The sequence below is a fragment of the Prevotella sp. FD3004 genome, assembly GCF_000746155.1.
Taxonomy (GTDB): Bacteria; Bacteroidota; Bacteroidia; order Bacteroidales; family Bacteroidaceae; genus Prevotella.
Genome location: NZ_KN050819.1, coordinates 1 through 16,083 on the forward strand (window position 1 = coordinate 1; position 16,083 = coordinate 16,083).

At 48.6% G+C, this 16,083-nt stretch carries 12 protein-coding genes, 2 rRNA genes and 1 pseudogene; 11 read left to right on the forward strand and 4 right to left on the reverse strand.

Annotated features, from left to right (window positions below; all coding sequences use genetic code 11):
* The 7 genes from T325_RS06975 to T325_RS07005 form a co-directional block, all read left to right on the forward strand.
* Positions 1 to 125 (forward strand): 23S ribosomal RNA (locus T325_RS06975); the annotation flags it as partial.
* 80 nt (positions 126 to 205) lie between these two features.
* Positions 206 to 318 (forward strand): 5S ribosomal RNA (rrf, locus tag T325_RS06980).
* Positions 319 to 473: 155 nt separating this feature from the next.
* Complete coding sequence (gene hemN, locus T325_RS06985; protein ID WP_036911843.1) at positions 474 to 1,838, forward strand: oxygen-independent coproporphyrinogen III oxidase; 1,365 nt, start codon at positions 474 to 476, stop codon at positions 1,836 to 1,838.
* A gap of 15 nt (positions 1,839 to 1,853) precedes the next feature.
* On the forward strand, positions 1,854 to 3,203 hold the full coding sequence (gene hemG, locus T325_RS06990) for a protoporphyrinogen oxidase (RefSeq protein ID WP_036911845.1): 1,350 nt from the start codon (positions 1,854 to 1,856) through the stop codon (positions 3,201 to 3,203).
* 56 nt (positions 3,204 to 3,259) lie between these two features.
* Positions 3,260 to 4,072 (forward strand): alpha/beta hydrolase, encoded by an 813-nt coding sequence (locus T325_RS06995; protein ID WP_036911847.1) that lies wholly within the window; start codon positions 3,260 to 3,262, stop codon positions 4,070 to 4,072.
* Positions 4,073 to 4,628: 556 nt separating this feature from the next.
* Positions 4,629 to 4,853: a hypothetical protein gene (locus tag T325_RS07000; RefSeq protein ID WP_036911850.1), complete on the forward strand. Its 225-nt coding sequence runs from the start codon at positions 4,629 to 4,631 to the stop codon at positions 4,851 to 4,853.
* Positions 4,854 to 5,230: 377 nt separating this feature from the next.
* Positions 5,231 to 5,809: a M48 family metallopeptidase gene (locus T325_RS07005; protein ID WP_051949768.1), complete on the forward strand. Its 579-nt coding sequence runs from the start codon at positions 5,231 to 5,233 to the stop codon at positions 5,807 to 5,809.
* Here the strand turns inward: T325_RS07005 and T325_RS07010 are convergent.
* Positions 5,796 to 6,215: a hypothetical protein gene (locus T325_RS07010; RefSeq protein ID WP_036911851.1), complete on the reverse strand. Its 420-nt coding sequence runs from the start codon at positions 6,213 to 6,215 to the stop codon at positions 5,796 to 5,798. The genes T325_RS07005 and T325_RS07010 overlap by 14 nt on opposite strands.
* 138 nt (positions 6,216 to 6,353) lie before the next feature.
* Between T325_RS07010 and T325_RS07015 the strand changes: the two genes are divergently transcribed.
* Complete coding sequence (locus tag T325_RS07015; protein WP_036911853.1) at positions 6,354 to 8,015, forward strand: glycogen/starch synthase; 1,662 nt, start codon at positions 6,354 to 6,356, stop codon at positions 8,013 to 8,015.
* Between the two features lie 50 nt (positions 8,016 to 8,065).
* Positions 8,066 to 10,639 (forward strand): alpha-glucan family phosphorylase, encoded by a 2,574-nt coding sequence (gene glgP, locus T325_RS07020; RefSeq protein WP_036911854.1) that lies wholly within the window; start codon positions 8,066 to 8,068, stop codon positions 10,637 to 10,639.
* 39 nt (positions 10,640 to 10,678) lie between these two features.
* Here glgP and T325_RS07025 read toward each other — a convergent pair whose 3' ends face one another.
* From T325_RS07025 to T325_RS07035, 3 genes are read right to left on the reverse strand one after another with little or no spacing between them, the layout of a single operon-like run.
* A complete protein-coding gene (locus T325_RS07025) occupies positions 10,679 to 11,245 on the reverse strand; it encodes a DUF4369 domain-containing protein (RefSeq protein ID WP_036911856.1) in 567 nt (188 codons plus the stop codon).
* Positions 11,246 to 11,252: 7 nt separating this feature from the next.
* The gene (locus T325_RS07030; RefSeq protein WP_036911857.1) at positions 11,253 to 12,191 is read right to left on the reverse strand and encodes a ribose-phosphate pyrophosphokinase; all 939 of its coding nucleotides are present in this window, start codon (positions 12,189 to 12,191) and stop codon (positions 11,253 to 11,255) included.
* Positions 12,192 to 12,232: 41 nt separating this feature from the next.
* Positions 12,233 to 12,841: a thiamine phosphate synthase gene (locus T325_RS07035; protein ID WP_036911858.1), complete on the reverse strand. Its 609-nt coding sequence runs from the start codon at positions 12,839 to 12,841 to the stop codon at positions 12,233 to 12,235.
* 216 nt (positions 12,842 to 13,057) lie between these two features.
* Between T325_RS07035 and fabD the strand changes: the two genes are divergently transcribed.
* A complete protein-coding gene (gene fabD / locus T325_RS07040) occupies positions 13,058 to 13,948 on the forward strand; it encodes an ACP S-malonyltransferase (protein WP_036911859.1) in 891 nt (296 codons plus the stop codon).
* Positions 13,935 to 16,063 (forward strand): annotated as a pseudogene (locus T325_RS07045) (alpha-amylase family glycosyl hydrolase). The gene fabD and the pseudogene T325_RS07045 overlap by 14 nt, the downstream one beginning before the upstream one ends.
* The last annotated feature ends 20 nt before the right edge of the window (positions 16,064 to 16,083 follow it).

Below are 16,083 nucleotides of genomic sequence, written 5' to 3' on the forward strand. Positions count from 1 at the left end.
CGAAGCCAGCCGCAAGATGAGGACTCCATTGAGGGTCGTCATAGACGATGACGTTGATAGGGTGCAGGTGTAAAGACGGTGACGTCAAAGCCGAGCACTACTAATTGCCCGAGATCTTTCGCTGTATGCTGATATTATCAGATGTAGTTGTTTCTGAAACGGGCTTCTACTGAGGTTTCTTGTGTCGACAGTGTCAATACCCATATCAGGTGGTTATTGCAGCGGGGTCCCACCTCTTCCCATTCCGAACAGAGAAGTTAAGCCCGCCTGCGCCGATGGTACTGCAATGCAATGCGGGAGAGTAGGAAGCCGCCACTTTTATTAGAGAGCCCTGAATCCGAAAAGGTTCAGGGCTCTTTCATTTGTATTAATGTATCCAAGACTTGTTTTTTGTTTGATAAAATCCATATAAATGTGGATTGCGTAAACAGAATGAAAATGTTACCTTTGCACACGCAAAAACAAAAAGCAGTATGCATTCAGATATTATCCAGAAATATAATCGTCCTGTGCCACGATACACCAGTTATCCGCCAGCCAACTATTTCGGTGCTTTTTCCGAAACAGACTATCTCTCTATGGTAGATTGTTCAAACGAGGCCCGTCAGAATCAGATATCTTTCTATCTCCACATCCCTTTTTGTCGCCATTTGTGCCATTATTGTGGGTGTAATTCTTATCCGATGGGAAAGCCGGAACTGGTGCAGGCTTATGTGGATGCCCTACATCGCGAGATAGACATGGTAGCACCGCATATTCATCGTGACCGCTTGATTTCTCAGATACACTATGGTGGTGGTAGTCCAACGGCATTACCCGTGAGGATGATACGTGAACTGAACGAGCATCTGCTTTCTATTGCGCCAACCATCGAGCGCCCAGAGATTGCCATTGAGTGCCATCCGGGCTATTTGTCAGATGACGATTGGCACCAGCTCACAGAATGTGGTTTTACCCGTTATAGCCTTGGTATTCAGGATTTTAACACTGAAGTGTTGAAGACGGTTAATCGTCGAAACTCTTTGCTGCCCGTAGATGATATCTTGCAGATTCTACGCGATTCAGGTGCTACTGTCAATTTCGATTTCATCTACGGACTGCCGTTGCAGACGGCTGAGAATTTCCGCCAAACCATTATTGAGGCTGCACGTTTACGCCCCGATCGTCTTGTCACCTTCTCATACGCACATCTGCCCCGTTTGTTCCCACGCCAGCAGATTCTCGACAGAGTAGGGTTGCCCTCAGATTCAGAAAAGAACCGGATGTATGAGATTGCTGCGGAGGTCTTGAAATCTGCTGGCTATCAGCCTGTTGGACTCGACCACTTCGTGTTACCTACTGACGAACTGGCTGTAGCTCTCTCTCAGGGACAGTTGCATCGCAATTTTCAAGGCTATTGCACACGCCGCACCACCGCTCAGGTCTATGCTTTTGGCGTAACAGGCATCAGCCAGCTCGACGATGCCTATACACAGAATGGTCGCGACCTCCGTGAGTATATTGATCTGATAGGTCAGGGGCATCTGTATACCCAGCGAGGTTACCGCTTGTCGGCTCAGGAGAAACTGGTGCGTGAGGTGATTGAAGCCCTGATGTGTAATTATGTTCTCTACTGGAATGATGTGGCTGGTCGCCTCGGTGTTAGCGTCGAGTCGCTTCAAGAAGCCTGTCTGTTCGACAAGACACAATTTGCTGAAATGGCCGCTGATGGACTGCTTAGCTTCGATGCCGATCATATTGAAGTGCATACCGACGGACGCCCGTTCGTGCGCTGTGTGGCTGCAGCTCTTGACCCGCTGATGCGTAATACTGATAAACAATTTTCAAAACCAATATAATAGAAAAAGAAATATATGCAAGAACGTGATATAGTTGTTGTTGGCGCAGGTCTGACAGGACTCAGTACAGCCTTTAATCTTAGACAGAAAGGACGAGATGTGCTTGTTCTGGAAAAAGAGAACCGCATTGGCGGACAGATACGGACACATCGTGAAGACGGCTTCACCTTCGAGAGCGGTCCTAATACAGGTGTCGTATCTTTTCCTGAAGTTACAGAACTGTTTCAGAACTTGGAAGGTCGATGCGAGATGGAGACAGCACGCGAGTCGTCCAAGCGCCGACTTATCTGGAAAGGCAACAAGTTTCACGCCCTGCCTTCAGGTCCGCTGAGTGCCATCACGACACCGCTGTTCACGTTGAGTGATAAGTTCCGCATTCTCGGTGAACCTTGGCGCAAGAAAGGTACCGACCCCGACGAGCCTGTGGGCTCACTCGCTCAGCGCCGTCTGGGCCGTTCATTCTACGAATATGCCGTCGATCCCTTTGTCTCAGGTGTCTATGCTGGTGACCCGATGAAGCTCACCACCCGCTATGCTCTGCCTAAGCTCTACAACCTCGAAGCTCGCTATGGTAGTTTTATACGTGGTGCAATGGCAAAGGCAAAAGAGCCTAAGACCGACCGCGATCGCCTGGTAACAAAGAAAGTGTTCTCAGCTAGAGGCGGGCTTGAGAACTTGGTCGAAGCCTTGGCTGAAAATATTGATATCATACTGAATGCCAGAGATATACGAATCAATCCCGAGTCGCAAGGCTGGTGGAAGGTTACGTTTGATAATGGTGCCCATGAAGTTCGCTGTCGCCACGTCATCACGACTGTCGGTGCCTACGAACTGCCCCAGATGCTCCCCTTTGTCCCGGACCACGACCTTCGTCCTATCAGTCAGCTCTACTATGCGCCCGTTATTCAGGTTTGCGTAGGCATCCGCCATGCATTCGGTCTTGTTTATCCCGCTTTTGGCGGTCTTGTTCCCAGCAAGGAGCAACAGCGCGTGTTGGGTATCCTGTTCCCCTCAGAGTGTTTCGTAGAGCGAGCTCCCGAGGGTGGGGCGCTCTATTCCTACTTCATGGGAGGTGCTCGTCATGCCGACTATCTCAGTAAGAGCGATGAAGAAATTCGTGCCATTGTGGTCGACGCTTTCCATTCTATGCTGAAATATCCCATTGGTGTCGAGCCCGACATGATACGTATCTTCCGCCACGAGCATGCCATTCCCCAGTACGGTGTCGACAGTGGCGCCCGCTTCGAGGCCGTCGACCGTCTGCAGCAGCAGTATCCCGGTCTTATTCTGGCAGGTAACTTGCGCGATGGCATAGGCATGGGCAATCGTATCCACCAAGGTGCAGAAATTGCCGCCCTTTTTTAGGTTATGTCGCGGAAAAATCCTATCTTTGCAGTCGAAACTAAAACTAATAAGGTAAAATGAAAAAACTAACTATTTGTATCGTGCAGCTGATGATGGTGCTCACCGTTACTGCACAGACCTATAAGAGTGTGAGCAATGTCAGTTTCACGTCGAAGAGCGATGCCTATGCCAAGGAGCGCCTGAAGCTCGATGTGTATTATCCAGAAGACCTGACCGACTGCCCCGTCATCGTGTGGTTTCATGGAGGCGGACTCGAGGGCGGCCAGAAGGAAATTCCCCAGAGACTGAAGGAGAAAGGCTATGTCGTGGTAGGCGCCAACTATCGCCTGCTTCCTAATGTCACCGTTGACAAGACACTCGACGATGCTGCCGAGGCCGTGGCCTGGGCGTTCCGCCATGCGAAGGACTATGGTGGCGATCCTCGCAAGATTGTGGTCACGGGCCACTCTGCTGGCGGCTATCTGTCTATGATGCTCTGTCTTAATAAAGCCTGGTTGAAGGGCTATGGTATCGATGCCGACAGCGTGTGGCAGTATATCCCTTTCAGTGGTCAAGCAATCACTCATTATAATGTACGTAAGATGCAGGGCGTCAATCCATTACAGCCGACAATCGACGAGTATGCGCCCCTCTATTGGGTGCGCCCCGACTGCCCCCCTCTGGTGCTCATCTGTGGCGATAGAGAGCTGGAACTCTATGGACGTTACGACGAGAACCAGTATCTGGCTCGCATGATGAAACTCGTGGGACATAAGCAGACCTATCTTTATGAGATCGACGGACATGGGCATGGCGGTATGGTAGATCCCTCGTTCCACATCCTCGACACCCACATCAAGCAGATGCTTGGTGAACCCGTTAATCCCTAATCTGATAAATTTAAAAATATCAGAATAGTAGGGTTAGGAGTAGGTTAGGTGTTGGGTTAGGTGTTGGAATACCTTCTCAAAACGTAAGTTCTTGTTTTTTCAGCATATTGCCTCTCTGCCGGGTTAGGTGGTTAGGTGTTTCTTAAAAACCAGGAGTTTCTAGTAAGCAAACTCCTGGTTTGGTTCGTCCAAACTCCCACTTTGGACTATCCTAACTCCTAGTTTATAAGCATTCAAAAGACAGACATGTCATCTATTCCTTGTTCGGATAGTCTCTATGGGTCGTTCAGATTATCTTTACGACTCATGGAGATAACTGATTAAGGCACAAAAAAGCGATTGAGACCGCATCGCTCAACCTGAAGGAAGGCTCACCAGCCGACATCTCAACCGCTTGACGATGCAAAGATACTAAAAAAACTTGACAATCTTACAAAAGATCTCAAAAATCTTTCAAATCGGCTTAAAATTTTTTATAAGAAAAGCCTCGCTGAAAAGCGTTGTGATTTGCTAAACAATAGTATCTTTGCAGAGTCACAGACATCACGGTACTTGATTGGATGAAGGAACACACAAAAACTACTATGAGGTGGTTTCCTGTTATCCAGAAGCCAACAGGAACCGTGAAGCTGTTGCATACTTTACAGAGTACATGATTAAAAAATACGGTGCAGATAAATTCCTGCCTGCAAATTTTGAAGGTAACGAAAAGATTGCTATATTTGCAGCAAAACTACAAAAAGGATTTGTTTATGGAAGACAAGAAGAAACTTACGATTAACTTCGACAAGGCGCCGACAGAAGAAGAAATGAAGATGAAACCGTCAGCCGTGCGCATCTCGGTAATCGAGGGAACGAAGAAGAAAAAATAGACAGACGCACTACTCCTGTAGGATATGCGCAGAACCTCTACAATTGGTTCTGATCCATCGTCCTTTAACGGTGGATTTTTTATTTAGGTCGCTTTTTTCTTCAAATGCTTTCCTATTTGGGAAATAAAGACTACCTTTGTAATTTGAAATAAAGAATAAACCGATAAAAGGATATAATATGGATTTATTACATGTGATAGCTGTCATTGTGTTAGTGGCCATAGGTGGCTATATCTATTGGAACAAACGACACGGATAGATTGGCGTTTGGAACTTGGAATGGGGTATGGCAATAGAGGTGACATACAGGAGGACGAGCAGGCTGTCGATGCGTATCGTGAAGAATGGCGATGTGCACGTGTCGGCGCCTGTAGGATTGCCAAGAAGGATGGTGGAGGCTTTCATTGAACAGCATCGTGACTGGATAGACAAGGCCAGAAAGAGAACCTGTGAGAAACGTCAGAAGCGGGCGGAGTTCTATAGTCAGTTGCCGTTGGCAACGAAGGCTCAGAAGGTCGAGGCTATGACGAGGCTGAAAACCTTGGTGGAGCCGATGGTGGAGAGACATTCTAAGGAGATGGGTGTCAGTCCTTCTATGGTTTGCTACAAACCTACCATCTCCCGTTGGGGACAGTGTAATGTGAGGACACGCGAAATTTGTTTCTCGCTCTATCTGCTGCTGTTGCCGGAATGGTGTGTGGAGCACGTCGTGGTGCACGAGCTTTGCCATCTGCTGGAACCGAGTCATAATGGGCGTTTCCATGCGTTGATGGATAGGTTTTACCCCCGCTGGAAAGAGGCACGCAAGGAAATGCGATTAAGAACCAAAGTGCCAAGAGAAGGGGCTGACACTATTGACGCTTGAACTCTAGTTTCTTGGGATATTTCTGCCACTTGCCGTTGTTAGGCATCTTGAATGTGCTGCCGTCTGTGTATTGAAAAATATAGACGGAATCGTTTTTCTGTGTAAGGGTGGCGGTGAAGTCTTCGCTGCCGTAATCGTTGATGAGCGACAGGTGGGCTGTCTTGTCCTTGACCTCGGCTGAGGTGATGATCCAACAGTAGGAGTTGTTCTTCTTGCCCACATAGCCAGGCACTTGTCCGTAAAGGTCTTGTCCGGGAATGGTAATGCTCTCATCGCAGAAGTCGATGTGCAGAAGCAGCTGATAGTCGCTGTTATAAAGGTTTGCACGGAAATCGTCGCAGTTGGTTTGTGCCCTGAGTGCAAGGCTGGAGAGGCCGAGGAGGGCTATAGCTATTAACTTATTCATATTCAACGCATTTTCTAAATTGATGACAAAGTTAATAATCTATATCAATATTTCTCTTATTTCATTAAAATAAATTGCGATATCTTTGCCGATTTTAGAAATATTTAAGTATCTTTGCTGCGAATTAGTTAGTATTACATGACAAGAAAGCAGTTAGTGCCAGACTACATCTTTGAGTCAAGTTGGGAAGTCTGCAATAAGGTTGGTGGAATATATACGGTCCTTTCGACACGTGCCAAGACTCTACAGGAGGCACTCCAGGATAAGATCATATTCATTGGTCCTGACTTTTGGAAAGAACAGGAAAGTCCTTATTTCAGAGAGGACAAGTCTCTCTTTGCTGATTGGCAATCGGAGGCCGGACTGCAAGGACTCAAGGTAAGGGTAGGCCGTTGGACGGTGCCTGGCGAACCAATCGCGATTTTGGTTGATTTCAATCCGTACTTCGAAAAGAAGAACGAAATATACGGTTGGCTGTGGGAGAACTACGGCGTAGACTCGTTGCATGCCTATGGCGACTACGACGAGGCCTCGATGTTCTCGTATGCAGCCGCTCTGGTTGTGGAGAGTTTCTATAACCAATATCTCGACAGTTCACAGAAGGTGGTCTATCATGCCAACGAGTGGATGTGTGGCCTCGGAGCGCTGTATATCAACAACAAGTTGCCTCAGGTAGGCACTGTATTCACGACCCATGCCACAAGTATAGGCCGCTCGATAGCTGGTAACATGAAGCCTCTCTACGACTATCTGTTTGCCTATAATGGCGACCAGATGGCGGGCGAGCTGAACATGCAGTCGAAACACTCGATAGAGAAGCAGACGGCTCAATACGTGGACTGTTTCACAACGGTGAGCGACATTACCGCCAAGGAGTGTGTAGAACTGCTTGATAAACCCGTCGATGTGGTGCTGCCCAATGGCTTTGATAATAGTTTCGTGCCCAGTGCCCAGAAGTTCACCCGTAAGCGCAACGCGGCCCGCAGAAAGATGCTCGAGGTAGCTAATGCGCTGCTGGGCGAGGATCTTGACGACGACACGCTGCTCATCTCGACATCAGGGCGCTATGAGTTCCGCAATAAGGGTATCGATGTTTTTGTAGAGGCGATGAACCGACTGCTGCGCGATCGCGACCTGAAGAAGAAGGTGGTGGCTTTCATTGAGGTACCCGGATGGGTAGGGGAGCCCCGCAAGGATTTGCAGGAGCGACTGAAGAGCGGCAGGAAATACGACACGCCGCTGGACGTGCCCCAGGTGACGCACTGGCTTCACAACATGAGCCACGACAACGTGCTGGGTATGCTGAAATACTACGATATGCACAACCGTAAGGAGGATAACGTGAAGGTGATTTTCCTGCCTTGCTATCTCGACGGGAATGACGGTATCGTAGACCTTACTTATTATGATGTGGTGCTGGGCAACGACCTCTGCATCTATCCCTCGTACTACGAGCCTTGGGGATATACCCCACTTGAGGCTGTGGCCTTCAAGGTGCCTTGTATCACGACCGACCTGGCAGGTTTCGGCCTCTGGGCTAACAGCGTGTTTGGCAAGGACGGCCAGATAACCGACGGCGTGAAGGTGATTCATCGCACAGACTATAACTATTCTGAGGTGGCTGATATCATCAAGGACACGGTAGCGGAGTTCTCGGCTATGACCAGGAAAGAGGTCGACGCGTGCCGCAAGAATGCCGACGCGCTTTCGAAGAAGGCGCTGTGGAGTGAGTTTATCAAGTACTACTATGAGGCTTACGACATCGCGCTCAGCAAGGCTGAGGAGAGAAAGAGCAAATAACAGTGAAATATTTACAGAAAAGGTTTTGAATATATTAATTTGAGAGAATTATGAAAATAAAAGCAGACTATGCAAATGCCCCTCTTTGGAAGGAGTTGACCGTGAAGTCAAGTCTTCCTGAGGAACTAAAGTGTTTGGACGAGATTGCCCACAACATGTGGTGGGTATGGAATTTTGAGGCGCGCGACTTGTTCCGCGACCTGGATCCCGAGCTTTATCATGAAGTTAAGCACAACCCCGTGATGCTGTTAGAGCGTCTGAGTTTTGTCCGCAAGGAGGAAATCATGAATGATAAGGCGCTGATGAAGCGTATTAAGAACGTTTATAGCTTGTTCCGCAAGTATATGGACGTGGAGCCCGACTCAAAGCGCCCCTCTGTGGCTTATTTCTGTATGGAGTATGGTATCCACTCTGCCCTGAAGATCTACAGCGGCGGTCTTGGTATGCTGGCTGGCGACTACGTGAAGGAGGCTTCTGACTCTAACGTAGATATGTGTGCCGTTGGCTTCCTCTATCGTTTCGGCTACTTTACACAGAGCCTTTCGATGGACGGACAGCAGATTGCCAACTACGAGACTCAGAACTTCGGCAGCCTGCCTATTGAGCGTCAGCTCGACAAGGACGGCAATCCGATGGTTATCGACGTCCCCTATACCAACTATCAGGTTCATGCCTATGTGTGGCGTGTCAATGTGGGTCGTGTGAAACTCTATCTGCTTGATACCGACAACGAGATGAACTCTGACTTCGACAAGCCCATCACTCACGCCCTCTATGGCGGTGACTGGGAGAACCGCCTGAAGCAGGAGATCCTGCTGGGTATCGGCGGTATGCTGCTGCTGAAGAAGCTGGGCATCAAGAAGGATATCTATCATTGCAACGAGGGCCACGCTGCACTCTGCAACCTGCAGCGCCTGTGCGACTATATCGAGGAAGACGGCATGACCTTCAACCAGGCTATGGAGCTGGTTCGCGCCAGCGGTCTTTACACCGTTCATACGCCAGTGCCTGCTGGCCACGACTATTTCGACGAAGGCCTCTTCGGCAAGTATATGGGTGGTTATCCTCAGAAGCTGGGCATCACATGGGACGAGTTTATCGGCATGGGCCGTACCAACCCCGATGATCACAGTGAGCGATTCTGCATGTCGACCTTCGCATGCAATACCTGTCAGGAGGTAAACGGTGTGTCAAAGCTTCACGGATGGGTGTCTCAGAAGATGTTTGCTCCTATCTGGAACGGCTACTATCCTGAGGAGAACCACGTTGGCTATGTGACCAATGGTGTGCACTTCCCCACATGGTGTGCTGCCGAGTGGCGTGCACTCTATGCCAAGTACTTCGACGAGAAGCACATGAGCGACCAGTCGAACGAAGAGATCTGGCATGGTATCTATAACTGTCCTGACGAGGAGATCTGGGCCACTCGTATGGCTTTGAAGAAGAAACTGTTCGACTACATCAAGGAGCAGTTCCGTGAGACTTGGCTGAAGAATCAGGGCGACCCCTCACGTGTGGTTAGCCTGCTGAGCCTCTTCAACTCAAACGCTCTGGTAATCGGCTTCTGCCGTCGTTTTGCTACCTACAAGCGTGCTCACCTGTTGTTTACCGATCTCGACCGTCTGAGCAAGATCGTTAACGATCCTGAGCGTCCAGTCGTATTCCTTTTCGCTGGTAAGGCTCACCCCGCTGACGGCGCAGGTCAGGGACTTATCAAGAAGATTTATGAAATCAGTCAGCGTTCTGAGTTCCTGGGTAAGGTTATCTTCCTTGAGGACTACGACTTCCTGTTGGCTCGTCGTCTGGTATCGGGTGTCGATATCTGGATGAATACTCCAACACGTCCTCTTGAGGCTTCTGGTACATCTGGCGAGAAAGCCGAGATGAACGGTGTTGTAAACCTCAGCGTAAAAGACGGTTGGTGGCTTGAGGGCTATCGTGAGGGTGCCGGATGGGCTCTTACCGAGAAGCGTACTTATCAGAACCAGGGCTACCAGGACCGTCTGGATGCAGCAACTATCTACAGCTTGCTTGAGAATGAGATTATCCCTCTCTACTATGATAAGGACAAGAAGGGTCTCTCTAAGGGCTGGATTAAGGTGATTAAGAACTCTATCGCTCAGATTGCTCCTCACTATACGATGAAGCGTCAGCTCGACGACTATTATGAGAAGTTCTACAACAAGCAGGCTAAGCGTTTCCACGAGATTTCTAAGGACAACTATAAGCTGGCTAAGGATATCGCTCTGTGGAAGGAGGCTGTTGCTGAGCGTTGGGATGCTATCGATGTGGTATCGGCTGAGTGGAACTTCCCCGCAGAAGGCTGCGAGGCTGGTAGAAACTATCACCTGAAGTATGTCATCAACGAGCAGGGACTTGAGGATGCCGTTGCTTTGGAGAAGGTTAACCTCTATACTAATAAAGAGGGTGAGGAGTGTGTATTCAATGTTGAGCCTCTGCCAATGACTGGTCATGATGGCAACAACTACACATTCGAAGCTGATTTGACACCGAAGCAGTTTGGCTCTTACAAGAGTGCTGTTCGTATGTATCCTAAGAACAAGAACCTGCCTCACCGTCAGGACTTCTGCTACGTGAAGTGGCTGGAGCTTCCTAACTTCTAAGATGGCGAAGGTGTTGATATAAAAGAAGAGCCCGGGTTCTTATTTGAACTCGGGCTCTTTATAGTTTTCAAGGATGTATTTCCCTAACGGATTGTCTTTATTCGCTTGTGCCGTATTACGGATGCAGGCAGACATGGCGCGATGCAGACTGTCTATTGTTGCAAGGCGGGAAAGGTGGGTTGCAGAGTCGCCGTCTTGCTTCTCGGCTATGCTGATGAGCCTCATGCCCAGTCGCTGGATGGAGTCGTTGAGCTGTTGCCACTCGTTGTTCAGCTTTGTGCCTGAGACAACAGAAGGAGTAGGGGGCAGATTGAGATCTATCGTCACCGTACCCTGATCTGGAAAGAAAAAGGCAGAACACTCTGGCTGTTGTTTCGCATAGACTCTGCAAGGGGCACAGTTGTCGAGCTGCCGCTCGAACCAGAACTTTCCTTCGCTCACCGTCGTTGAGGCCAGCACATGCTCTGGTTGATCGTCAAGTGCCAGGATGATGGTGTCGCCCTCGTGCAGCTGTCGGGCATAGCCGTTTATCTGATAAGAGTTGGGCTGGCAGGAAGCAAGCACAAAGCCTGCTACTGCCAGCCCAACTATAGACTTCAGTTCCATTATATTATTAAATAATGTAGAGGTCGCTGATGCTCTTGTTGTCGATGACACGACGGATGGCCTCGGCAAACATGTCGGCTACCGACAGCTGCTTAACCTTAGCGCAGCGCTGTGTGTAGGGGATAGAGTCTGTGAAGACAATCTCCTCGAGAGCCGACTCCTGCACACGGTCGCTGGCAGGACCACTCATTACACAGTGTGAAGCACAAGCACGGACGGTCTTGGCACCAGCCTCTTTCATCAGATCGGCGGCCTTGGTGATGGTGCCTGCGGTATCTACCATATCATCGATGATTACCACGTTCTTGCCTTCTACCTCACCGATAATCTGCATGGTGGCTACTACGTTGGCACGTGCTCTGGTCTTGTTGCAGAGTACGAGCGGACAGCCCAGATACTTAGCATAGGTGTTGGCACGTTTCGAACCACCAACGTCGGGTGATGCGATGACCAGGTCTTCGAGTTTCAGGCTCTTCAGGTAGGGCATGATGACACCCGAACCGTAAAGATGGTCTACAGGTACGTCGAAGAATCCCTGAATCTGGTCGGCATGCAAGTCCATTGTAATAACGCGGTTCACTCCTGCCACGCTCAGCAAATCGGCTACGAGCTTGGCACCGATGCTTACACGGGGTTTGTCTTTACGATCCTGACGAGCCCATCCGAAGTAGGGGATAACGGCGTTGATGGTTCGAGCCGAGGCACGCTTGGCTGCGTCGATCATCAGCAACAGCTCCATCAGGTTGTCTGAATTGGGGAATGTGCTCTGCACAAGGAATACGTCGCGACCACGGATGCTCTCCTCGTAACTCACAGCAAACTCTCCATCGGAGAATTTAGTAATTTGTAGTTGTCCCAACGGGCAGCCAAGACTTTGACAGATTCTTTCTGCCAGGTATTTCGTGGCTGTTCCCGAGAATACCATATAAGAGTTTTTTTCTGGCATAATATTTATTTAAGTTGTCTTATATATTCTAGCTACAATACCTATTCAATCGCCTTTCTCAGCTTGCCGAAATGGCTCAGCAGGGCCTTGTAGTCGATCTCGTTGTGTATGTTGAATCTGTTCCATAAGTCGCCACAGATGACGATACCACCGAATCCCAGATCCTTAACAGCCTTGATGGTGTCGAGGTTCATACCTCCCAGCGCATACACCTTTTTATCTATAAGCCCCTCTTTGGTGGCTTGTCTCAGCTCGTCCATCGTAAACGAAGCCTTCTCGTCGGCATTGGTCTGACTGTCGAAAATGGAGTGCAGGAAGACGTAATTGGCGTTTTTCTTTGCTTCTTTCAGCTCGTCAATCTGGTGGCAGGTGCGCGACATGTTTCCTTTGTATCCCGTAGGTGGTTCGGTACGGGCGTCGTCTATATGAATGCCCTTCAGGCGGTATTCCTCTTTTAAGTAGAAGTGGCCATGCACTGTGATTCTGTTGCGATAACTGTCGCCCAGCAGTGTAAGCAGTCGTTCCGAGTATAGCGGCGATGCTCCTGGCTTATAGAGATGCAGGCTTTCTAACCCTTCGTCGAAAAGGTCGGCCAAGATCTTGTCTTCTTCCACGAAGAAGGTGGGTTTTGTCATTACAATAAGCTTCATTTCGGCATTTATTCTCTTTCTGACGTGCAAACTTACACATTTTTTTCGATATTCGACCTACTTTCATCAAAAAAATGGCATACTAGGTGCATTTTTCAGAAAAATATCGTAATTTTGCATCTCGAAACGACCCAATTACACAACAAAAGGATGAAAGTAAGCAGGGTGCTATGTGAATCGATAATGTAAATCATAACTCAAAAATAAAAAGAAAAAATGAAAGCATTTGTATTTCCCGGACAGGGAGCACAGTTCGTAGGAATGGGTAAGGATCTGTATGATAACAATCCCCTTGCCAAGGAACTTTTCGAGAAAGCCAACGACATTCTTGGATATCGCATTACCGATATCATGTTCGCAGGTACTGATGATGAGCTGAAGCAGACTAAGGTTACTCAGCCTGCAGTCTTCCTTCACAGCGTTATCTCAGCCCTTTGCATGGGTGATGCCTTTGATCCCAAGATGACTGCCGGTCACTCTCTTGGCGAGTTCTCTGCTCTGACTGCTGCTGGTGCCCTCTCTTTCGAGGATGGTCTTAAGCTTGTATATGCTCGTGCTATGGCTATGCAGAAGGCGTGTGAGGCTCAGCCCTCAACGATGGCTGCCATTATCGCCCTGCCTGATGAGAAGGTAGAGGAGGTTTGTGCCGAGGTTAGCAAGATGGGTAAGGGTGTTGTCGTTCCCGCTAACTATAACTGCCCTGGACAGCTGGTTATCTCTGGTAATGTTGATGCCATCAACGAGGCTTGTGAGCTGCTTAAGGCCGCTGGTGCTAAGCGTGCCCTCGTGCTTAAGGTCGGTGGTGCTTTCCATTCTCCTCTGATGCAGCCTGCTAAGGATGAGCTTCAGGCTGCCATCGAAGCTACCGAGATTAAGACTCCAAAGTGCCCTGTTTATCAGAATGTAGATGCTAAGCCTCATACTGATCCCGCTGAAATCAAGGCAAATCTTATTGCTCAGCTCACTTCTTCTGTACGCTGGACTCAGAGTGTTCAGAATATGATTGCCGATGGTGCTGACGACTTTACTGAATGTGGTCCTGGTAAGGCTCTTCAAGGTATGATCGTTAAGATTAACAAGGAAGTGGCTGCCCATGGCATCGAATAAGATTATTATCTATCAGGTTTTTACGCGACTTTACGGAAATAGGAACATCACTCGGAAAGAGAATGGTACATTAACCGAGAACGGTTGCGGAAAACTGAACGACTTCACGCCCAGTGCCCTGAAAAAAATCAGGGAAATGGGCGTGAGCCATATTTGGTATACAGGTGTCATTCGACATGCCACCCAAACCGACTATTCCTCTTTTGACATTCCACGCCAGCACCCTGCCGTTGTGAAGGGTAAGGCGGGGTCTCCCTATGCGATTACCGACTATTACGATATCGACCCTGATCTGGCTGTCGACGTTGACAAACGTATGCGGGAGTTCGAACAGTTGGTTGAGCGCACTCATAAGGCTGGCATGAAGGTGATAATCGATTTTGTGCCTAATCACGTCGCACGTCAATATCATTCGATTTGTAAGCCTGAAGGAGTGAGGGATCTTGGCGAGGACGATGACCCTCAGCAGGGCTTTTCGCCTCAGAACAATTTCTATTATTGTCCGGGACAGCGCTTTACACCATATTTTGATCTTTATCATGGTGAAAAGGAACCCTATGATGAAGAGCCCGCCAAGGCTACGGGCAACGACTGTTTCCACAATGCCCCTGGCGTGAATGATTGGTATGAGACCGTGAAGCTGAACTATGGACTTGACTACTACGCAGGTCGTGTCGGTCACTTTAAACCCATTCCTGATACATGGGACAAGATGACTGAGATTCTGCTTTTCTGGGCGTCAAAGGGTATCGACGGCTTCCGTTGTGATATGGCCGAGATGGTGCCTGCCGATTTTTGGCGGTGGGCAACTGATAAGGTGAAATTCCGCTATCCGGATATCGTCTTCATCGGCGAAGTCTATAATCCTGGTGAATATCGCAACTATATAGGCGCAGGCTTCGATTATCTATATGACAAGGTGGGGATGTATGATACAGTCCGAGAGGTTATTTGTGGACAGCGGCCTGTTCAGGCTATAACATCTGCCTGGCAACAGACGGATGATATCCGTCAGCACATGCTTTATTTCCTGGAAAATCATGACGAACAGCGCATTGCCAGTGATTTCTTTGCGGGCAGTGGACAGAAGGGCGTTCCCGGACTTGTGGTCTCAGCTCTGCTTCAGCAGAATCCGCTTATGATTTACGCTGGTCAGGAATATGGCGAACGAGCGATGGATAAAGAAGGCTTTAGCGGGTTAGATGGCCGTACTACGATATTTGATTATTGGAGTATCGATACTCTGGTACGTGCCGCTGGTCGAAAACTTACCAAGGAAGAACGTGCCCTTAAGGACGTATATGATAAGGTGATGAACATTGCCGCTACAGAGAAAGCCGTAGCCGAAGGGGCTTCTTTTGATCTCATGTATGTCAATGGACAGTATCAGCGTCAGTATGCTTTCCTGAGAAAGGCTGCGGGCGAAGTGCTACTTGTGGTGGCTAATTTCGATGCTCTGCCTACAACGATGGATGTCACCATACCAGCCCATGCTTTCGACTTCCTGAAACTGAAAGAAAAAAAGAGTGTCAGTATGACCGATTTGATTAGTGGCAGGGAACTTAAACGACAACTTTATCGAGACTGCTACATTTCTGTCGATCTTGAACCGCATGGTGTCATAGTCTTGAAATTCAAATCTTAAAAACAATGGCCGACTATATCTTAAACGAACATCATAAAGAAGAGTTCCCACCCGCACACACGGCTGAGCACCTGCTGAACCAAACCATGATTCGTCTTTTTGGTTGCGAGCGCTCTTTCAATGCTCATATTGAGCGTAAGAAAAGTAAGATGAGTTTTCATCTTGATCACAAACCGACGCGTCAGGAAGAGAGGGAGATTGAACAGAAAATGAACGAACTGATTGATGAAGATCTGCCTGTAACCTTCGAATTCGTTTCGATTGACGATTTACCCGAGGAAATCGACCCAGCTCGTTTGCCAGAAGATGTGTCTGACACCATTCGTTTGGTACGTATCGGGAATTACGATGTATGTCCCTGTATTGGCAGACATGTACGCTCAACATCTCAGATAGGTCGTTTTGAAATGTTGGGTACAAACTGGGACGAACAGGAACGCTCTTTCCGCGTTCGGTTTAAGATTGTTTAAAAGTCACATAAAAATACTGT